The sequence below is a fragment of the Delftia acidovorans SPH-1 genome, from assembly GCF_000018665.1.
GTDB lineage: Bacteria > Pseudomonadota > Gammaproteobacteria > Burkholderiales > Burkholderiaceae_C > Comamonas > Comamonas acidovorans.
This window is the reverse complement of sequence record NC_010002.1, coordinates 1968401-1988742: the sequence shown is the minus strand read 5'-3', so window position 1 is coordinate 1988742 and position 20342 is coordinate 1968401. Positions and strand designations below refer to the sequence as shown.

The following is a 20342-nucleotide window of genomic DNA, read 5'->3' as shown; positions in this document are numbered from 1 at the left end:
GGAGCGGGTGGTTTTTGCTACGTTCTGCCCAGCCTATGGAACACGCCATGCACACACCGCTGCCGCTGCAGCGCTACCGGCTTTTCGAGAGCCACGACATGGACGAGGCCCGCGAAAGCGTGGCGCGCGTCTTCTGTCCGCATGGCCTGGGCATGCTGCGCCCGCGCGCCGAGCTGGACGCCTGCCACCACAGCGCGCCGCTTTCCCGCAACGTCAGCCTGAACTATGTGCAGTACGGTCCCGGCGTGCACATCGAGCCCGGCTACCTGCGGGACTTCTTCCTGCTGCAGATTCCCCTGCGCGGCAGTGCCGAGATCCGCTGCGGCGCGCAGCAGGTGGATGCCACGCCGCGCCTGGCCTCCCTGCGCTCGCCGACCGAGCCGCTGTCCATGCGCTGGGCCGACGACAGCCCGCACCTGATCGTGCGCATGGCCCGCCCGGCCCTGGTGGCGCGGCTGGAGGCGCTGCTGCAGGCGCCCGCAGGCCGGCCCCTGGTGTTCGATCTGGGCGTGCCGCTGGACCAGCCGGCGCTGGCACCGCTGGTGCATTTCATCGACTGCCTGCGGCACACGCTGGATGCGGGCAACGCCCTGCAGGCCACACAGGCGCTGGCCCAGCATGCGGAGGAATACCTGCTGACCAGCCTGCTGATGTCGGCCACGCACAGCCACAGCCGCGCACTGGCCGGGGACAGCCGGCGCAGCCTGCTGCCGCGCGGCGTGCGCAAGGCCCAGGAGTACATGCAGGCCCATGCCGACCAGCCCCTGTCGCTGGCCGATGTCTGCCGCGAGGCCGGCTGCAGCGCGCGCACGCTGCAGGCCGCCTTCCGCCAGCACGCGGGCATGGGGCCCATGGATTTCCTGCGCCAGCTGCGGCTGGACCGGGTGCGCGCCGAACTCCAGGCAGCCAAGGGCCCGGGCGCCGCAGCCGGCTCCGGCGTGCGCGACGTGGCGCAGAAATACGGCTTCCTGCACCTGGGCCACTTCGCGGCCCAGTACCGCAGCCGCTTCGGCGAGCTCCCGTCCGAGACGGCGAGCCGCCGCGTGCAGGCCTGAAGACCGGCCCTTGCCGGTTCAGCCCCGGCCCACGAAGGGCATCTTGGTGGCCATCACCGTGTGGAACAGCACATTGGCCTCCAGCGGCAGGCTGGCCATGTAGAGCACGGACTGGCCCACCACATCCGCGTCGATCAGCGGCTCCACCGCGATCTCGCCATTGGCCTGGGGCACGCCCTTGGCCATGCGCGATGCCAGCTCGGTCATGGCATTGCCGATATCGATCTGGCCCACGGCGATGTCGTAGGCACGGCCGTCGAGCGCAGCGGTCTTGGTCAGGCCCATGACGGCATGCTTGGTGGCCGTGTAGGCGCTGGAATTGGGGCGCGGCGCATGCGCGGAGATGGAGCCGTTGTTGATGATGCGGCCGCCGCGCGGCGACTGGTCGCGCATGGTGCGGAAGGCCTGCTGCAGGCAATAGAACATGCCGTTGAGGTTGACATCGACCACCTCGCGCCACTGCTCGGGCGTCCAGTCCAGGAAGGAGCCTGGCGGATTGCCCCGGCCCGCGTTGTTGAACAGCAGGTCCACGCGACCGAAGCGCTGCACCGTGCGCGCGAAAAGCTGCTCCACGGCAGCCGGGTCGCTGACATCGGTGGCAATGCCCAGCATGCGCTCGCCTGCGCCGTACTTTGCCTGGGCCTCGGCGCAGGTCTCATCCAGCAGCGCCTGGCGGCGGCCCGCCACCACCACCTGGTAGCCAGCGCCCGCCAGGGCCAGCGCCACGGCCTTGCCCACGCCGGTTCCTCCGCCCGTGACCACGGCCGTCTTTGCGTTCTTCATCTCCATTGCTTGTCCATCCTGTAGTGCATGTGTTGCAGCCGCCGCCCGCGCACCGGTGGCGGGCGGCGCCGCTGCATTGTCGGCGACGCGCCGGGCCTGCGGACTGTGCCGCAGGCGACACCATCGCCGCACTGCGGACGAAGCTCAGGCAAAGCGCCAGGCAATGGAGCCCAGCGGCCCGTAGTCCACATGGAAGCTGTCGCCGGCCTGGGCCGTGACGGGCCGCGTGAACGAGCCTGCCAGAACCACCTGGCCTGCGTCCAGCTGCTCATCCCATTGCGCGAGCCGGTTGGCCAGCCAGGCCACGCCCGTGGCCGGATGGTTGAGCACGGCGGCCGCCACGCCGGACTCCTCGATCACGCCGTTGCGCTGCAGCAGCGCCGACACCCAGCGCAGGTCCACCGCGTCTGGGCGCACGGGCCGCCCGCCCATGACGATGCCGGCATTGGCCGCGTTGTCGGCGATGGTGTCGCGCACCGTGCGCATGGCCTGGGTATCGCGGTCCTTTTGCTCGATGCGGGCGTCGATGATTTCCACGGCGGGCACCACCCAGTCGGCGGCGGCCAGCACATCGCACAGGGTGACGCCCGGCCCCTTGAGCGTGCGGCCCAGCACGAAGGCCAGCTCCACCTCCACGCGCGGAGCGATGAAGCGCGCAAAGGGAATGTCGCCGCCGGGCTCGAAGAACATGTCGTCCAGCAGGGTGCCGTAGTCGGGCTCGGTGATCTGCACGGCCTGCTGCATGGCACGCGAGGTCAGGCCGATCTTGTGGCCCCTGACCGTGCGGCCCTCGGCGCGCTTGAGCCGCATCCAGGCGCGCGAGATGGCGTAGCCGTCCTGCACCGTCATGTCCGGATGGCGGCGGGAAAAGTGCCGGACCTGCACGCGGCTTTTTTCGCTGGCGTGCAGCTCGGCCGCCAGGCTGTCTATGGTGTGTTGCGCAAGCATGGGCGGCCCTTCAGCGCGCGGCGGCGCCATCGTCGGCCCAGGCCAGGTAGCTGTCGGACACGCCCTGGCGCTGCATGGCATCCCACTGCGCCACCGAGGGCGTGGGCATCTGGAAGGCATCGCCCACGCGGCCATACCAGCCGGGGTTCTGCAGCCGCGCGATCAGCTCCATGGGCGCGGGGTCGAAGTACATGAGCTCGCCATCGACCACGGCCGCATCCATGACATGGGCGGCCAGCACGTCGGCCAGCACCAGGCTGCGCACGCCGTCGATATCGATGATCTGGCGCACGCGGCACTCGAAGGACGCAGGGCTGTCCACGATGCGCGGCGCCTTCACCCGCCGTGCATCGCCCAGGACCAGGCCGGCCTGGGCCGACTCGTCCACCTGCGCGCCGAACTCTATGGCCGTCACCGCCATGCGGCGCGCCAGCGGCTCGGACACCAGGTTCACCACGAACTCGCCCGTGGCCGCGATGTTGCGCGCCGTGTCCTTGAGCACGCCCTGGCGCGAGCCTATGCACACGCACAGCAGCGGCGGATCGCCCGACATGGCGTTGAAGAAGGAAAACGGCGCGACGTTGACCGTGCCGTCCCCGTCCACCGAGCTGATCCAGGCGATGGGACGGGGCAGAACCAGGGAGTGCAGGATGTTGCTGCGCTGCTCGCTGTTGAGCGATTGCATTTCAAAGTACATGGGAATCCGGAGGGGAAGGGAAAAAGGGAGGGCGTCGCGTCACTCGTTGCCGGCGCGCGCCGCGTCCTGCTCGGCCTGGGCGATGCCGGGGGCGCGCGCATTGGACTGGTGCAGTTCCACCAGGTTGCCGGCCGGGTCGCGCAGGAACAGCTGCTTGAGGCTGGGCGATGCCACGTTGTCCAGCGTGAAGTAATCGACGCCGCGCGCCTGCAGCTCCTGCTCGGCGCCGAGGATGTCGTCCACGGCCAGCGCGATGTGGTTGGACACGGGGTCCTTGCCTGGGCCCTGCGCATAGCGCGACGGCCCCTCGCTGCCGAGGATGTGCAACTGGCTGCCGTTGGGCAGGTTGATCCAGGAGCCGTAGATGCCGGGGATCTTCCAGCGCGCGGCGTCCTGGGGCAGGTTCAGCACTTCGCGGTAGAAGTCGAGCATGGCGTCGGCCTGGGCGTGGTTGACGCCGAATCCGACATGGTGGAGTTCCAGAACTTTGATGGGCATGGGATGTCCTTGCAGATTTGTGTGCCGCCAAATAATACGCTTAACGTACTATACATAAAGCGTAATATATGAAAGCCGTAAAATCAACCGCCCTTTCTTCTCCCGGCTTCAACCCGGTTTCACCCGCTTCCATCCACTCCCATGAGTCCGCGCAAGACCGCTGCCGCACCGGCCCCCGCATCCACCCCCCTCGCCAACGCCCCCGAAGCGCTGCGCCCGCACCTGGCCCTGATGGCCGAGACCGCGCAGCCCGGCACCGACACGCCGGCCGCCGGTCTGGGCCTGCTGCTGCTGTGGCTGGCCGACGATGTGGAGCAGCGCGCCAACGCATCGCTGCAGGCGTTCGGCCTGTCCGAGAGCAAGCTCGACGTGCTCATGATCTTCGGCCTGGCCGAGCGCGGGCTGCTGGGCGACACGGTGGTCACGCCGTCCTATATCGCCAGCTACGTCGGCGTGACGCGCTCGTCGGTGACGGGCCTGCTGGACTGGCTGGAAAAGCGCTCGCTGCTGGCGCGCAGCCTCAGCCAGGAAGACCGCCGCAGCTTCGACCTGGCGCTCACCGACCAGGGCCGCGAGGTGCTGGCCCGCGCGCTGCCGGCCTTCTGGCGCATGTGCGAGTCCCTGGTCGACTACCTGGACGAGGGCGAGCGTGCCAGCCTGCAGTCCATCCTCTTCAAGGCCTGGACGAGGATGAAGGCGCAAGAGGGCGCTTGAGCCTGGGAGCGCGGCAGGCCGCCCTGGCTGCCGCAAGCCTGCGCAGCCGGCACGGTGCCATATTTCGCGCGGGCATAAGCTCAATCTTGCCTGTGCAAAATTTCCTTTGCGATCAATGCCTTGCGCCGCGCATGGCTCGCTATAAGGAAATGTGAATTCCGTCGTGGTGCGCGCCGGGGCCGGGTGTTGCAATGCCTTCAGAGGCCATGCCGGCAGGCGCCATGTGGGCGCCGGCGCCGGGCCTGGCCGAGCTGGAGGAACCACGCCTTGCCCACGCGCAGAAACACATTGCTCTGGTCGCTCGCCGCCACGCTGGCGCTGCCCGGCCTTGCGGCCGCCGCCGCGCTGAAAATAGGCGTCACGCCCGGCTCGCTGGCCGACTCCGTGGAGGTCGCCGCCAAGGAGGCGCGCGCCCAGGGGCTGGACGTGCAGGTCATCGAGTTCACCGACTGGACCACGCCCAACACGGCGCTGGCGGCCGGCGACATCGACCTCAACTACTTCCAGCACCAGGCCTTCCTGGACAACGCCATCCGCGAGCGCGGCTATGCCTTCACCAGCGTGGCCACGGGCCTGCTGCCCAACATCGGCCTGTACTCGCTCAAGACCCAGCGCTTTGCCGACCTGAAGGAGGGAGCGCGCGTCGGCGTGGCCAACGACCCCGTCAACCAGGGGCGCGGCCTGCTGCTGCTGGAGAAGGCCGGCCTGATCCAGCTGCGCGAAGGCAAGGGCCCGCGCGCGGGGCTGGACGACATCGTGTCCAACCCGCGCAAGCTGCGCTTTGTCGAGATCGAAGGGCCGCAGCTGGTGCGCGCGCTGGACGATGTGGACCTGGCCCAGGGCTACCCGGCCCACTTCGTCAACGCCGGGCGGCCCCAGGTGGCCGGCAATGCGCTGCTGTATTCGGGCATTGACGACCTGTACTACGCCATCCGCTTCGTCTCGCGCCAGGACAACGCCCGGGACCCGCGCATTGCGCAGTTCGTGCGCATCTACCAGACCTCGGGCGCCGTGCAGGCGCAGATCCACAAGTCATTCGCCGCCAACGACAGGCTGTACAGCCTGCCGTGGCGCAAGCCGTGACGCGGCCCCTTCCTGTCTTTTTCGAACCTTTTTTCCGGAGATCCCGATGAAGCTTTCCCGTGCCCTGATCGCCCCGCTGGCCGCCCTGGCCCTGTTCTCCGCCCATGCTGCCGACAAGCTGCGCATCGGCGTGGTGCCCGGCGCCTACGCCGACTCGGTGGCCGTGGCCGCCAAGGAGGCCAAGGCCCAGGGCATCGATGTGCAGGTGGTGGAGTTCACCGACTGGACCACGCCCAACGTGGCCGTGGACTCGGGCGACCTGGACATCAACTACTTCCAGCACCAGCCCTTCCTGGACAACGCCATCCAGAAGAACGGCTACAAGCTGGCCAGCGCGGGCACGGGCATCCTGGCCAACGTGGGCCTGTACTCGCTCAAGCACAAGTCCATCGCCCAGGTGCCGCAGGGCGGCAAGGTGGGTATTGCCAACGACCCCGTGAACCAGGGGCGCGGCCTGCTCTTGCTGCAGAAGGTGGGGCTGATCAAGCTCAAGCCCGGCGTGGGCTACCTGGGCAGCCTGGACGACATCGTCGAGAACCCCAAGAAGCTCAGCTTCGTCGAGGTCGAGGGGCCGCAGCTGGTGCGCATCACGGGCGACGTGGACATCGCCCAGGGCTACCCGCACTTCATCGTGGCGGCCAAGGCCTTCGATCCGTCCAGCGGGCTTGCGTATTCGGGCATCGAGGATGCGCGCTTTTCCATCCAGTTCGTGGTCAAGGCCAGCCGCACGCAGGACCCCGTGGTGCAGAAGTTCATCCGCATCTACCAGAACTCCGATGCGGTGAAGGCCGAGGCCCAGCGCGCCTTCTCCAACGACAAGCGCCTGTACAACCTGGCCTGGGTCAAGCCCTGAGCGGCAAGGGGAGGACTTCAGCCATGTCAACCAGCATTGCAGCCAGGCAGCCCCTGGCGGACAGGCCGGCCCACGAGGCGGACAGGCCGGCCCATGACGCGGGCAGGCGCTCATCGGCAGCGGCCGGCACCACGCGGGAATCCATCCGTGGACCCGGCGCCGTGGCCTTCAGCGGCGTGGCCAAGACCTACCAGTCTTCGGCCGGGCCCGTACAGGCGCTGGACGCGATCAGCCTGGAGATCGCCCCGGGCAGCATCTTCGGCATCATCGGGCGCAGCGGCGCGGGCAAGTCCAGCCTGCTGCGCACCATCAACCGGCTGGAGCAGCCCAGCAGCGGCCAGGTGCGGGTCGATGGCGTGGACATCGGCACGCTGGACGAATCGCAACTGGTGCAGCTGCGCCGGCGCATCGGCATGATCTTCCAGCACTTCAACCTGCTGTCGGCCAAGACGGTGCATGACAACGTGGCCCTGCCCCTGCAGGTGGCGGGCCTGCCGCGCGCACGCATCGATGCGCGGGTGAAAGAGCTGCTGGCCCTGGTGGGCCTGCAGGAGAAGGCTGGCACCTATCCGAGCCGGCTGTCGGGCGGGCAAAAGCAGCGCGTGGGCATTGCCCGCGCCCTGGCCACCGACCCCGAGATCCTGCTGTGCGACGAGGCCACCTCGGCCCTGGACCCCGAGACCACGCAGTCCATCCTGGAGCTGCTGCGCACCATCAACCGCAAGCTGGGCATCACCATCGTCCTGATCACGCACGAGATGAGCGTGATCCGAGAGATCGCCGACCGCGTGCTGGTGCTGGAGCAGGGCCGCATCGCCGAGCTGGGCGAGGTCTGGAAGGTCTTCGGCAACCCGCAGCACCCGGCCACGCGCGCCCTGCTGGCACCGCTGCAGCACGGCCTGCCCGACGACCTGCGCCAGCGCCTGCTGCCCGACGCGCCCGCAGGCCGCCACGAACGCATCCTGCAGCTGACCTACCGCGGCGAGGACGGGCTGGAGCCCGACTTCCCGCGCATCGCCCAGGCCCTGGGCGGCCGGGTGCGCCTGCTGCATGGCGGCGTGGACCGCATCCAGGGCCATGCCCAGGGGCAGCTGCTGATCGCGCTGGGCGGCGGCACGGCCGCGCATGACTGGCACACATTGACGCAGGGCCCGGCGGCCATTGCGCATGACATCAAGGATCTCGGATATGTCGCTGAATCTGTCCATTCCCATTGAGCGCTACGGCAACGCGCTGGCCGACACGCTGATGATGGTCGGCGTCTCGGGCGGCATCGCGCTGGCGGCGGGCATTCCGCTGGCGGTGCTGCTCATCGTCACCGCGCCCGGCGGCTTCCTGGCCTCGCCGCGCACGCACCGTGCGCTGGGCAGCGTGATCAACGGCTTCCGTGCCACGCCATTCATCGTGCTGCTGGTGGCGCTGATCCCGTTCACGCGGCTGGTGACGGGCACCACCATCGGCGTGTGGGCGGCCATCGTGCCGCTGGCCATCAGCGCCACGCCGTTCTTCGCGCGCATCGTCGAGGTCAGCCTGCGCGAGGTCGATCCCGGCCTCATCGAAGCCGCCCAGGCCATGGGCTGCCGCAAGTGGGACATCGTGCGCCACGTCTACCTGCCCGAGGCCCTGCCCGGCATCGTGGGCGGCTTCACCATCACCCTGGTGGCGCTGATCAGTTCCTCGGCCATGGCCGGCGCCGTGGGCGCGGGCGGCCTGGGCGACCTGGCCATCCGCTACGGCTACCAGCGCTTCGACACCCAGGTGATGCTGCTGGTGATTGCCGTGCTGATCGCGCTGGTCACCGTGGTCCAGGTGCTGGGCGACCGCTACGTGCGCCGGCTGCGCAGCCGCTGACGCTGAAAACAGGCACCACGCCTTTCCCTCCGGGGCCGCCGCCTGGCGGCCCTCTCCCCACCGACTCAGCAACGAGGCACGGAATGACCACACCGGATGCCCTGGGCGCAGCCTTGCCCGGCAACACACACCACACCCCGGGCGGGGCGCTGCGGCGCCTTCCCCTGCCGCCCTCCACCCCGCACCGCATCACCAGCGAGGCCGAGGCCCTGCAGGCCGCCCAGACCCTGGCCGATGAATGGCGCGTGGACGCAGCCGCCCGCGACCATGAGCGGCGCCTGCCCTGGCAGGAAATCGAGCGCTACACGGCCAGCGGGCTGGGCGCCATCACCGTGCCCCGCGCCTACGGCGGCCTGGGCGCTTCCTACGAGACGCTGGCCCAGGTCTTCGTCACGCTGTGCGCGGCAGACCCTTCGCTGGGCCAGATTCCGCAGAACCATTTCGCCGTGCTGCAGAACCTGCGGGACATGGGCAGCGAGTCCCAGAAGCGCCGATGGTTCGCCGACGTGCTGGCCGGCCACCGCCTGGGCAATGCCGGGCCGGAGCGCAAGGGGCGCGCGGCCCATGTGCTGGAGGCCACGGCGCGCCTGTCGCGCGATGCCGCAGGCGGCCTGCGCGTCAGCGGCACGCGCTTTTACTCCACGGGCTCGGCATTTGCGCACTGGGTGCCGTTTCGCGCCCAGGACGAGGAAGGCTGCATCGTGCAGGTCTGGGTGCGGCGCGATGCGCCGGGCGTGACCGTGTTCGACGACTGGGACTCCTTCGGCCAGCGCACCACGGCCAGCGGCAGCGTGCAGCTGGACCAGGTGCAGGTACAGCCCGAGGACGTGGTGCCTGCCTGGCAGTTCGAGGCCACGCCCTCGCTGTCCGGCCCGGTGTCGCAGCTGATCCAGGCCTCCATCGACGCGGGCATTGCCCAGGGCGCGCTGCGCGACGCGGTGGACTTCGTGCGCGACAAGAGCCGGCCCTGGATGGACTCCGGCGTGGCGCGTGCCAGCGACGATCCCCACCTCATCCACGAGGTCGGCCAGCTGCAGATCGAGGTGGACGCGGCCCATGCCGTGCTGCTGGAGGCCGCGCGCACGCTGGATGCGCTGGCTGCAGCGGCTGGTGGCGCGGTGGACGAGCAGGCCAGCGCCCAGGCCTCGGTGGCCGTGGCCGAGGCCAAGATCCTCACCACCGAGGCCGCGCTGCAGGCCGGCGAGCACCTGTTCGCGCTGGCCGGCTCCTCGGCCAGCCGCGCCGCCCACCGCCTGGACCGCCACTGGCGCAACGCCCGCGTGCACACGCTGCACGACCCCGTGCGCTGGAAATACCACCTGCTGGGCAACTACCTGCTCAACGGCGCCCTGCCGCGCCGCCACCAGTGGAACTGACCGCCATGACACAGACATCGACCCAAGAGTTGCAGGCCCTGGCCTCCACGCCGGGCAGCCAGCCCGCGCCCGCCGCGCCTCCCGCCCGGCCCGCCCACATCATCGGCAGCGAGGCCGAGGCGCTGGAAGCGGCCCGCAGTTTTGCCGCCCTCATCGCCCCCGGCGCCCTGGCGCGCGACCGCGACCGCCTGCTGCCCTGGCAGGAGGTGGAGCAGTTCAGCCAGAGCGGCCTGTGGGGCATCACCATTCCCCGGGAGTACGGCGGCGCGGGCGTGTCCACGGCCACGCTGACGCGGGCCATTGCCCTGATCGCGGCGGCCGATGGCAACTTCGGCCACATTCCGCAGAACCACTACTACTCGCTGGAAGTGCTGCGCGTGGGCGGATCGCCCGCGCAAAAGGCCTTCTTCTATGACCGTGTGCTGCGCGGCGAACGCCTGGGCAATGCGCTGGCCGAGATCGGCCACCGCGACTTCCAGCGCCGCACCCGGCTGCTGCGCGACAGCGGCGGCTGGTTCGTGCAGGGGCGCAAGTTCTATTGCACGGGCGCCCTGTTCGCGCACTGGATTCCCACCCTGGTCAGCGCGCAGGAAGAGGCGCCGGGGCAAGGCGAGCGCATGTATCTGGTCTTCATCCCGCGCGATGCGGCCGGCGTCACCGTCACCGACGACTGGGATGGCTTCGGCCAGCGCGTGACGGGCAGCGGCTCCGTGCAGTTCGACCGCGTGCGCGTGGAGCCCGAATGGGTGGTGCCCTTCACCAGTTCCTTCGAGCGGCCCACCACCATCGGCCCCTTCGCCCAGATCATCCATGCCGCCCTGGACGCGGGCATTGGCCACGGCGCACTGCAGGCCGCCCTGCCCTTCATCCGCGAGCATGCGCGGCCCTGGGTGGACGCGGGCGTGGCCAGCGCCACGCAGGACCCGCTGCTGCTGCAGCAACTGGGCAATGTCCACGTGCGCCTGCGCGCCGCCGATGCCCTGGTGGCCCGCGCGGCCCTGGCCGTGGACGCCGCCCAGCGCACGCCCACGGACGACAGCGTGGCCGCTGCCTCGGTGGCCGTGGCCCAGGCCAAGGCGCTGAGCACCAGCGCCAGCCTGCTGGCCGGCAGCAAGCTGTTCGAGCTGGCGGGCACGGCCTCCACCCTGGCGGGACAGGGCCTGGACCGCTTCTGGCGCAACGCGCGCACCCACACCCTGCACGACCCCGTGCGCTGGAAATACCACGCCGTGGGCAACTACGTGCTCAACGGCATACGCCCGCCGCGCCATGGCGCGCTCTGACCTTTATCAACGACACAGGAATGCAATGATGACAACGACCTCCCCCACTCTCTGGCCCCGGCTGGCCGCCTTCCTGGGCGCTGCCCTGCTCGCGGGCAGCGCCCTGGCCGCTCCCCTGAAGATCGGCGTGGTGCCGGGCATCTTCGCGGACTCGGTGGAAGCCGCCGCCAAGGAAGCCAAGAAGCAGGGCCTGGACGTGCAGGTGGTGGAATTCACCGACTGGGCCACGCCCAACGTGGCGCTGGACGCGGGCGACATCGACCTCAACTACTACCAGAACAGCAACTACCTGGCCAATGCAGCGCGCAGCAAGGGCTTCAAGTTCACCAGCGTGCAGGCGGGCATCCTGTCCTACCTGGGCCTGTACTCCACGCGCCACAAATCCCTGGCCGACCTGCCCACGGGCGCCAAGGTGGCCATTGCCAGCGACCCCGTCAACGTGGGCCGCGGCCTGCGCCTGCTGCAGCACGCGGGCCTGATCACGCTGCGCCCCGACACCGGGCTGCTGGGCACCCAGGCGGACATCGTCTCCAACCCCAGGAAGCTGCAGTTCGTGGAGATCGAAGGCCCGCAGCTGGCGCGCACCACGCCCGACGTGGACCTGGCCCAGGGTTTTCCGTATTTCATCATCGCCTCCAAGGCCTTCGATGCCAGCAAGGGCCTGGCCTACACCAGCTACGAGGACGACTCCTGGGCCATCCAGTTCGTGGCCCGCAGCGACCGCGCGGCCGACCCGCGCATTGCCCGCTTCCTGGACATCTACAAAAACTCCGACGTGGTGCGCAAGACCATCCACGCCTTCTACCTGAACGACCAGAAGCTCTACCGCCTGGCCTGGTTGAAGAACTGACGCAACGGACTGCAGGACCCGCCCCATGACGCAAGCCAAGCGCCACATCCACGTCAACGCCTTCAACATGAACTGCGTGGGCCACATACACCACGGCCTGTGGACCCATCCGCGCGACCGCTCCACCGAGTACGGCACGCTGGCCTACTGGACCCACATCGCCAGGGTGCTGGAGGAAGGCCTGTTCGACGGCATCTTCATCGCCGACGTGGTCGGCTACTACGACGTCTACCAGGGCGGCGTGGACCTGACCCTGCGCGAAGGCATACAGCTGCCCGTCAACAACCCCTGGCTGCTGGTCTCGGCCATGGCGGCGGTGACGCGGCACATCGGTTTCGGCCTCACGGCCACCGTGGGCGCGCACCAGCCCTATACCTTCGCGCGCGACGTGACCACGCTGGACCAGCTGACCAACGGCCGCATCGGCTGGAACATCGTCACCGGCTATGTGGACAGCGGCGCGCGCGGACTGGGCCAGAACGGCCTGGCCGAGCACGACAGCCGCTACGACCGGGCAGACGACTTCCTGGAGCTTTCCTACAAGCTCTGGGAAGGCAGCTGGGAAGAGGGTGCCGTGATCGCCGACAAGGCGCGGCGCATCCACGCCCTGCCCGGCAAGGTGCACCCGGTGGTGCACGAGGGGCCGTTCTACCGCGCCAACGCCATCCACATGAGCGCGCCCTCGCCCCAGCGCACGCCCGTGCTGTTCCAGGCCGGCACCTCGCCGCGCGGGCTGCGCTTTGCGGGCCGGCATGCCGAGGGCATCTTCATCGGCGCGCGCACGCCCGAGGCCGCGCGCGAGGCCTCGCGCCAGCTGCGCCAGGCCGCCGTGGACGCGGGCCGGCGTCCCGAGGACATCAAGATCTACGCCGGCGTGGCCGTGGTGCCCGGCCGCACCGAGGCCGAGGCCCGCGAGAAATACGCCGACTACCTGTCCCACGCCAGCGCGGAAAGCGGGCTGGCCCACTTTGCCGCCAGCACCGGCGTGGACTTTGCGCAGTACGGGCTGGACGACCCCATCTCCTTCGGCAACACCAATGCCATCCAGTCGGCGGCCCAGGCCGCGCAGAAGCAGGGCTGGACCACGCGGCGCAAGCTGCTGGAGCAGTTCACGCTGGGCAGCCGCTACGCCACCATCGTGGGCGACCCGTCCCAGGTGGCCGACGAGCTGGAGCGCTGGATCGACGTGGGCGAGATCGACGGCTTCAACCTGACGCGCATCGTCGCGCCCGAGACCTGGGAAGACTTCGCCCGCCTGGTCGTGCCCGAGCTGCAGAACCGGGGCCGCTACCGCACCAGCTACGGCGAGGACGCCACGCTGCGCCAGCGCCTGTTCGGCCAGGGCGACCGCCTGCCCGCCAGCCACGCCGCCGCGCGCTGGCGGCGTTGAAGGCGTTGAAGGCGTTGAAGGCGTTGAAGGCGTTGAAGGCGTTGAAGGCGCTGGCAGCGTTGCAGGCCTTCGCCCCCCTCTCCCCACCGGCCCGTGGCCCGGCCCTGCCTTGCAGGCAGGCCGGGTTGGCGGGCCTTTGAATTTGCAAAGCCATGACCACCACCCTCCCCTGCGCCACCGAGCCTGCGGCCTACGCGGCGCCCGGCCCAACCACAGACGGCCCGGCCGATCCCGACGCGCCCTCGCTGCCATCCCTGCAGGCGCGCTTTCGCCCTGTGTTCGACCGCATCGCCCAGGGTGCGGCCGAGCGCGAACGCACGCGCAGCCTGGCCCATGAACCCATCGCCTGGCTGCGTGACAGCGGCTTCACCGCGCTGCGCGTGCCGCGCCGCCTTGGCGGGGCCGGCGCCAGCGTGGAGCAGCTGTTCGCGCTGTGGACCGAGCTGGCCGAGGCCGACTCCAACGTCGCCCAGATCCTGCGCCCGCACTTCGGCTTTCTGGACCGCGTGCTCATCGACCGCGATGCCGCCACCCAGGCCCGCTGGCTGCCGCTGGCCGCGCGCGGCGCCGTGTTCGGCAATGCCACCACCGAGGTCGGCGCAGGCACCCTGGGCACGCTGCAGACCACCCTGGTGCCCGATGCGCAGCCCGGCTGGTGGCGGCTGGACGGGCGCAAGTTCTACAGCACGGGCACGCTGTATGCCGACTGGGTGACCGTGGTGGCGCGCGCGGTGGAGCCGGGCAAGGAAGACCAGACCGTGCACGCCGTCGTGCCCACCTCGGAGGCCGGCGTGCAGCGCTTCGATGACTGGCGCGGCTTTGGCCAGCGCCTGACCGGCTCGGGCACCACCGTGCTCAGCCAGGTGCGCGTACCCGACGACGCCGTGATCCGCTTCCCGCGCGCCCAGCCCACGCCCCTGGTGGCCTATTTCCAGCTGGCCCACCTGGCCACCCTGGCCGGCATTGCCCGGGCCTTGCAGCGCGATGCCATCGCCTATGTGCAGGCGCGCCGCCGCGTGTTCAGCCACGGCAGCGCCACCCTGCCCAAGGACGATCCGCTGGTGCAGCACATCGTCGGCCAGCTGGCCGGCACGGCCTACATCGCAGGCCTGGCCGTGGCCGACGTGGCCGCCGAGCTGGGCCGCATCGCGCGCGAGCGCGAGGCCGGGCGCGAGGTGCCGCTGCAGCAGCTGCATGCCCTGGAGCTGCGCACGGCCCAGGCCCAGGTGGCCGTGGTCGATCCCGTGCTGCAGGCGGCCGCGCGGCTGTTCGAGGTGGGCGGCTCCAGCGCCCTGTCCGAAGACCTGGCACTGGACCGCCACTGGCGCAATGCGCGCACCCTGGCCTCGCACAACCCCGTGCTGTACAAGGCCCGCTCGGCGGGCGACATCCTGCTCAACGGCGCCGACCCCATCTACTACTGGCACGTGGGAGTGGCGGGCGTGGCGGCAGTGGCGGGCTGAAGGCCCTTGCGCGGCCGCGCTGCGCAGGGACGGGCGCAACGGCCGTGCCCATATCGCCAGAACGCATTAGCACATGCCATGCGCCACAAAATTCCTTTCAGAAACAAGCACTTGCCAAGGCACCCAAACCGATAAGCAAATGCGTTAAGTTTCTTTCGCCATACCGGCGTTCGGCCCTGTAATGAAGGCATCCATCCCACCTCGTCCGGGCTGGCAGTCTTCGCAAACCGCATGCCGCGCTGCCTCCTGGAACCCACGCCAAGGAGTTTCCATGAGCCGATCGCTGAAGACTGTCATCGTCAATGGCAGCCTGAGCCGCCCCTCCCGCACCCGTGTCCTGCTGGACGCCCTGCATGCCCGCCTGGGCCAGGAGCTGCCGCTGCAGGCACAGGTCATCGACCTGCTGGACCTGCAGCCCCACCTGGGCGCGGCCCTGTCCAAGAACGACCTGCCGCCGGCCACGCTGCAGGCCATCGAGGCCATCGAGCAGGCCGACTTCCTCATCGTCGGCGCGCCGGTCTTCCGCGCCAGCCTGCCGGGCCTGCTCAAGCACCTGTTCGACCTCATCGACCTGGACGCGCTGCAGGGCACGCCCGTGCTGCTGGCCGCCACCGGCGGCAGCCCGCGCCACGCACTCATCCTGGACCACCAGCTGCGCCCGCTGTTCGGCTTTTTCTCGGCCCTCACCCTGCCCATTGGCGTGTACTCGACGCCCGAGGACATCCAGGACGGCCAGGTCCACAGCGAATCGCTGCGCCAGCGCATCGAGCTGACCGTGCAGCTGTCGGCCCCGGTGCTGCGCGGTGCGCTGCAGCAGCTGGTGCAGGCCCAGGCCCAGGCCGAGGCACAGCGGCCCGTTCCCGAAGCCGCCGACCTGGCCCTGGCCGGGCAGCCCGCGTGAGCCAGGCAGAGGCCGTCCCTGCGGACCCGATAGCCACTGCGCAGGATCTGGCGCAGCGCCTTGCCGCCACGGCGGCCCGGCGCGATGCCGCAGGCGGCACGCCCAAGGCCGAGCGCGATGCGCTGCGCGCCAGCGGCCTGCTGGCACTGAGCATTCCGCGCGAGCTGGGCGGCCTGGGCGCGGACTGGGTGCAGACGCTGGAGACGGTGCGCATCCTGGCCACGGCAGACGGCTCGCTGGCCCATGTCTACGGCTTCCAGCACCTGCACCTGGCCACCGTGCAGCTGTTCGGCCAGCCCGCCCAGTGGCGGCCCTGGCTGCTGCAGACGGCACGCCACCGCTGGTTCTGGGGCAATACGCTGAACCCTCTGGACCGCCGCACCACGGCCACGCGCCAGCCCGGCCACTGGGAGTTCTCGGGCAAGAAGAGCTTCACCTCGGGCGCGCTGGACTCGCAGATGCTGGTGGCCTCGGCCATCGATGCCGACAGCGGCCAGCTGCTGATCGGCGTGGTGCCCACGGAGCGCACGGGCATCACCTTGCTGCGCGACTGGGACAACATGGGCCAGCGCCAGACCGACAGCGGCTCGGCCCTGTTCGAGCGCGTGCGCGTGGAGGCGGCCGAGCTGCTGCTGGACCCCGGCCCGCTGTCCACGCCGCATGCCGCGCTGCGCCCGCTGCTGGCCCAGCTCATCCTGGCCCATCTGTTCCTGGGCATTGCCCAGGGCGCGCTGGAGCAGGCGCGCGGCTACACGCTGAACGAGGCGCGGCCCTGGTTCAAGTCCCCTGCCGATGCGGCCGGCGCAGACCCCCACATCCAGGCGCTGTATGGCGAGCTGTGGGCCGCGCTGGAAGGCGCGCGCCTGCTGACCCTGCAGGCCGCGCAGCGCTTTGACGCCGCCTGGCGCCGGGGCCCGGCGCTGACCGCCCACGAGCGCGGCGAAGTCGCCGTGGCCGTGACGGCCGCCAAGATTGCCACCACGCGCTCGGGGCTGGACCTGTCCAGCCGCATCTTCGAGGCCACGGGCGCGCGCGCCACGCACGCGGCGCTGCGCTTTGACCGCTTCTGGCGCAACCTGCGCACGCAGACGCTGCACGACCCGCTGCACTACAAGCTGCAGGAGCTGGGCGACTGGGTGCTCAACGGAACCCATCCGCAGCCCAGCTTCTACTCGTGACGCCGCGCCATGAACACCCGTCTGCCCACCTGGCCGCCCGGCAAGTCCTCGGCAACACCTGCGCCCGTACCTGCGCCCGCGCCCGCAGCCTCTGCCGCGCACGATGACGGCGCCGCGCCCGCGCCGTGGATACTGCAAGACCCGGCCTCGCAGGCCCTGCTCAAGACCATGGGACAGGTGGCCGCCAGCGAGGCCGGCGTCCTCATCCTGGGCGACAGCGGCGCCGACAAGGAAATGGTGGCCCGCCACATCCACCGCCTGAGCCCGCGCCGCCGTGGCCCCTTTGTCGCCGTCAACTGCGGCGCGCTGTCCGAGGCCCTGATCAACGCCGAGCTCTTCGGCCATGAAAGCGGTGCGCTGACGGGTGCCTTCGGCAACCTGCCCGGCCGCTTCGAGGACGCCCACGGCGGCACCCTGCTGCTGGACGAGATCGACGACCTGCCCCTGCACATCCAGAGCAAGCTGGTGCGCGTGCTGCAGGACAAGGCGGTCACCCGCATCGGCGCCAGCCAGCGCACGCCGGCCGATGTGCGCGTGCTCGCGGCCAGCAGCGCGCCGCTGCACACCAAGGTGGCGGCGCGGCGCTTTCGCGAAGACCTGTACTACCTGCTCGATGTCGTCACCCTCACCGTGCTGCCGCTGCGCCAGCGCCCGGCCGACATCCTGCCGCTGGCGCGCCACTTCATCGCGAGCTACTGCCAGCGCATGCGCTACGCGCCCATGGCACTGAGCCAGGACGCGCAGCGCAAGCTGCTGGAGCACGACTGGCCCGGCAACAGCCGCGAGCTGGAGAACGTCATCCACCGCAGCCTGCTGCTGACCCAGGGCATGCACATCGGCGCGGGCGACCTGCACATCGCCAGCAGCCAGGGCGAGCCCGATCCCGTCCCCACACGCGAGGCCGAACACGGCGCCCAGGCCGCCGCCGCCGAACTGGCCCTGGGCGAAGCGCTGGACAGCCTGTGCGACGTGCATGCCGAAGGCCTGGAGCAGCACGTGCTGGGCGCCCTGCTGCTCAAGGCCTGGCAGCGCAACCGCGGCAACCAGGTGCAGACCGCACGCCAGCTGGGCATCAGCCGCAGCGTGGTGCGCGCGCGGCTGCAGCGCCTGGGCCAGGTGCCGGGCGAGGCCGCGCCACCGTCTTTCCCATCGTCCCCGGAGATCCCATGAGCCAAGACCCCCACGCATCGCCAGACATCTTCTGGTTCCTGCCCACCTCGGGCGACACGCGCTACCTCGGCACCTCCGACTTCGGCCGCGCCCCCACCAACGCCTACATGCGCCAGATCGCCGTCACGGCCGAGGAGCTGGGCTACGACGGCCTGCTGATCCCCACCGGCAGCTCCTGCCTGGACCCCTGGGTGGTCGCCTCCAGCCTGGTGCCCGTCACGCAGCGCATCAAGCTGCTGGTGGCCCTGCGCACCTCGCTGGGCGCGCCCGTGTCCAGCGCGCGCCAGGCCGCCACGCTGGACCAGGCCCTGGGCGGGCGCCTGCTGCTCAACGTGGTGCCAGGGGGCGATGCCACCGAGCTGGAGGCCGACGGCATCTTCCTGGCCCATGACGAACGCTATGCCTATGCCGATGAGTTCCTCACCATCTGGCGCCGCCTGCTGGCCGGCGAGGCCGTGGATTTCGACGGCAAATACTTCAAGGTCAAGCAGGGCCGCAACTTCTTTCCTCCGGTGCAAAAGCCGCATCCGCCGCTGTACTTCGGCGGCTCCTCGGACGCCGCCCACGACCTGGCCGCGCGCCAGGTGGACGCCTACCTCACCTGGGGCGAGCCCCCCGCCGCCGTGGCCGAAAAGTTCGCCGACATCCGCCGCCGCGCCGCGCAGCAGGGCCGCCAGGTCCGCCTGGGCGTGCGGCTGCACGTCATCGTGCGCGAGACCAACGAGGAGGCCTGGGCCGATGCCGAGCGCCTGATCAGCAAGCTCACCGACGAGGACATCGCCCGCGCCCAGGCCGGCTATGCGCGCATGGACTCCGTTGGCCAGTCGCGCATGGCCGCGCTGCACGGCGGGCGGCGCGACCGGCTGGAGGTGGCGCCCAACCTCTGGGCCGGCGTGGGCCTGGTGCGCGGCGGCGCGGGCACGGCCCTGGTCGGCGACGCGGCCACCGTGGCCGAGCGCCTGCGCGAGTACGCCGCGCTGGGCGCGGACAGCTTCGTGCTCTCGGGCTACCCGCACCTGGAGGAGTCCATCCGCTTTGCCGAACTGGTCTTCCCCCTGCTCGGCAAGCGGGCCGTCACCACCAGCGACCAGGCGCAGACCGGCGGCGCCTTCGACATCCGCAGCATCCAGCGCAGCCAATCCGCATCGTGAGCCGCCCGGGGCCCCGGCCCCCGGACAGACCGGAGTCTGTGCACGCAACGCGATCAACGCCACAATCCGCCCGTCCCCCACGATGAGAGCGTGACGTTGCCATGAGCCTGAGAATCGATGACGAAATAACCTTCCGCAGACTGGAGGTGCTGCTCGCCTTCCTGGAGACAGGCAATCTCGCCAAGACGGCGGAACGGCTGGAGACCAGCTCGGTCAGCGTGCACCGCGCCCTGCACGCGCTGGAGGCCGGCATGCGCTGCGCCCTGTTCCGGCACGAGGGGCGCAACCTCAAGCCCACCGAGGCAGCGCAGACCCTGGCCGATGTCGCCAGGGAAGTGCTGGCCACCATGTCCGAGGGGATACGCGCCACGCGCGAGGTCGCGGGTTACTCGGCGGACCGCATCCGCATCGGCTCGCTGTACTCCCTGACCAACCGCACCGTGCCGGCGCTGGTGATGGCGCTGAAGCTGCGCCGCCCCGATCTGCAGACCGAACTGGTGCTGGGCTCGAACGCCGGCCTGCTGGAGCGGCTGCGCAACGGAACGCTGGACGCGGCGCTGATGGCCATGCCGGACAACGCCGCCGACATGCAGACGCAGCTGCTGTTCGAGGACGACATTTTCTTTGCCGCGCCCGTGGGCTCGCCCTATGCGCATCTGGCCGAGGTCGATCTGGGCGCCATGGCGCGCGAGAACTTCGTGAGCCTGGGCGAAGGCTTTGCGACCTATGGCGGCTTCATCGAGTCCTTCCGGGTGGCCGGCTTCACGCCCAACGTGGTGATGAAGACGGATGACATCTTCTCGCTGATGAACCTGGTCAGCGGCGGCGTCGGCTACACGCTGCTGCCCGGGCGGGTGCGCGGCGTGATGCCGCAGAAGGTGCAGCTGATACCGCTGCAGGCCAGGTACCTGATGCGCCAGACCATCGTGCTGACCTTTTTGCGCTCCCGCGAACGCGACCCCAACCTGCTGGCCCTGCTCAGCGTGTGCCGCCTCGCGGACGGGCAGCTCGGCTGACCCGCCATACCGAGGGCGACAGCCCCGCTTCGCCGGGTTAACCCTTCATTGTTTCTCTCTGCGTAATTGTTGGCGCTCGCGC

Annotated in this window: 20 protein-coding genes; 16 read left to right on the top strand and 4 right to left on the bottom strand. The window is 70.2% G+C overall.

Annotated elements, in window-relative coordinates; translation table 11 throughout:
* Window positions 1–47 precede the first annotated feature (47 nt).
* Window positions 48–1055: an AraC family transcriptional regulator gene (locus DACI_RS08905; protein ID WP_043781003.1), complete on the top strand. Its 1008-nt coding sequence runs from the start codon at window positions 48–50 to the stop codon at window positions 1053–1055.
* An 18-nt stretch (window positions 1056–1073) separates the two neighbouring features.
* On the opposite strand, the gene DACI_RS08900 is transcribed toward DACI_RS08905, so the two are convergent.
* From DACI_RS08900 to DACI_RS08885, 4 genes are all read right to left on the bottom strand, one after another.
* On the bottom strand, window positions 1074–1844 hold the full coding sequence (locus tag DACI_RS08900; RefSeq protein WP_012203715.1) for an SDR family oxidoreductase: 771 nt from the start codon (window positions 1842–1844) through the stop codon (window positions 1074–1076).
* A gap of 138 nt (window positions 1845–1982) precedes the next feature.
* Entirely contained in the window at window positions 1983–2786 is an 804-nt protein-coding gene (gene hpaH / locus DACI_RS08895; RefSeq protein WP_012203714.1) for a 2-oxo-hept-4-ene-1,7-dioate hydratase, read from the bottom strand.
* Between the two features lie 10 nt (window positions 2787–2796).
* Window positions 2797–3483, bottom strand: coding sequence for a flavin reductase family protein (locus DACI_RS08890; protein WP_012203713.1), 687 nt, complete (start codon window positions 3481–3483; stop codon window positions 2797–2799).
* Window positions 3484–3522: 39 nt separating this feature from the next.
* Entirely contained in the window at window positions 3523–3981 is a 459-nt protein-coding gene (locus tag DACI_RS08885) for a VOC family protein (RefSeq protein ID WP_012203712.1), read from the bottom strand.
* 141 nt (window positions 3982–4122) lie between these two features.
* On the opposite strand from DACI_RS08885, the gene DACI_RS08880 reads away from it, so the two are divergent.
* The 15 genes from DACI_RS08880 (at window position 4123) to DACI_RS08810 (ending at window position 20260) form a co-directional block, all read left to right on the top strand.
* The gene (locus DACI_RS08880; RefSeq protein WP_012203711.1) at window positions 4123–4695 is read left to right on the top strand and encodes a MarR family winged helix-turn-helix transcriptional regulator; all 573 of its coding nucleotides are present in this window, start codon (window positions 4123–4125) and stop codon (window positions 4693–4695) included.
* 267 nt (window positions 4696–4962) lie between these two features.
* Complete coding sequence (locus DACI_RS08875; protein WP_034390727.1) at window positions 4963–5778, top strand: MetQ/NlpA family ABC transporter substrate-binding protein; 816 nt, start codon at window positions 4963–4965, stop codon at window positions 5776–5778.
* Window positions 5779–5824: 46 nt separating this feature from the next.
* Complete coding sequence (locus DACI_RS08870) at window positions 5825–6631, top strand: MetQ/NlpA family ABC transporter substrate-binding protein (protein WP_012203709.1); 807 nt, start codon at window positions 5825–5827, stop codon at window positions 6629–6631.
* 23 nt (window positions 6632–6654) lie between these two features.
* Window positions 6655–7848: a methionine ABC transporter ATP-binding protein gene (locus DACI_RS08865; RefSeq protein ID WP_012203708.1), complete on the top strand. Its 1194-nt coding sequence runs from the start codon at window positions 6655–6657 to the stop codon at window positions 7846–7848.
* Window positions 7820–8482 (top strand): methionine ABC transporter permease, encoded by a 663-nt coding sequence (locus tag DACI_RS08860; RefSeq protein WP_012203707.1) that lies wholly within the window; start codon window positions 7820–7822, stop codon window positions 8480–8482. Before DACI_RS08865 ends, DACI_RS08860 begins: the two co-directional genes overlap by 29 nt.
* A gap of 83 nt (window positions 8483–8565) precedes the next feature.
* On the top strand, window positions 8566–9858 hold the full coding sequence (locus DACI_RS08855) for an SfnB family sulfur acquisition oxidoreductase (RefSeq protein ID WP_012203706.1): 1293 nt from the start codon (window positions 8566–8568) through the stop codon (window positions 9856–9858).
* A gap of 5 nt (window positions 9859–9863) precedes the next feature.
* Entirely contained in the window at window positions 9864–11141 is a 1278-nt protein-coding gene (locus DACI_RS08850; RefSeq protein ID WP_012203705.1) for an SfnB family sulfur acquisition oxidoreductase, read from the top strand.
* A 25-nt stretch (window positions 11142–11166) separates the two neighbouring features.
* Window positions 11167–11991, top strand: coding sequence for a MetQ/NlpA family ABC transporter substrate-binding protein (locus DACI_RS08845; protein WP_012203704.1), 825 nt, complete (start codon window positions 11167–11169; stop codon window positions 11989–11991).
* 25 nt (window positions 11992–12016) lie between these two features.
* A complete protein-coding gene (locus DACI_RS08840; protein WP_012203703.1) occupies window positions 12017–13381 on the top strand; it encodes an LLM class flavin-dependent oxidoreductase in 1365 nt (454 codons plus the stop codon).
* 152 nt (window positions 13382–13533) lie between these two features.
* Window positions 13534–14844 carry an acyl-CoA dehydrogenase family protein gene (locus DACI_RS08835; RefSeq protein ID WP_012203702.1) on the top strand — a complete coding sequence of 437 codons (1311 nt, stop codon included), beginning with the start codon at window positions 13534–13536 and terminating at the stop codon, window positions 14842–14844.
* Between the two features lie 271 nt (window positions 14845–15115).
* Window positions 15116–15745, top strand: a complete 630-nt coding sequence (msuE, locus tag DACI_RS08830; RefSeq protein ID WP_012203701.1) for an FMN reductase — start codon at window positions 15116–15118, stop codon at window positions 15743–15745.
* Window positions 15742–16923: an acyl-CoA dehydrogenase family protein gene (locus DACI_RS08825; RefSeq protein ID WP_012203700.1), complete on the top strand. Its 1182-nt coding sequence runs from the start codon at window positions 15742–15744 to the stop codon at window positions 16921–16923. Before msuE ends, DACI_RS08825 begins: the two co-directional genes overlap by 4 nt.
* Before the next feature lie 9 nt (window positions 16924–16932).
* Window positions 16933–18093, top strand: coding sequence for a sigma 54-interacting transcriptional regulator (locus DACI_RS08820; protein WP_012203699.1), 1161 nt, complete (start codon window positions 16933–16935; stop codon window positions 18091–18093).
* Complete coding sequence (gene ssuD, locus DACI_RS08815) at window positions 18090–19244, top strand: FMNH2-dependent alkanesulfonate monooxygenase (protein ID WP_012203698.1); 1155 nt, start codon at window positions 18090–18092, stop codon at window positions 19242–19244. Before DACI_RS08820 ends, ssuD begins: the two co-directional genes overlap by 4 nt.
* 101 nt (window positions 19245–19345) lie before the next feature.
* A complete protein-coding gene (locus tag DACI_RS08810) occupies window positions 19346–20260 on the top strand; it encodes a LysR family transcriptional regulator (RefSeq protein ID WP_012203697.1) in 915 nt (304 codons plus the stop codon).
* The last annotated feature ends 82 nt before the right edge of the window (window positions 20261–20342 follow it).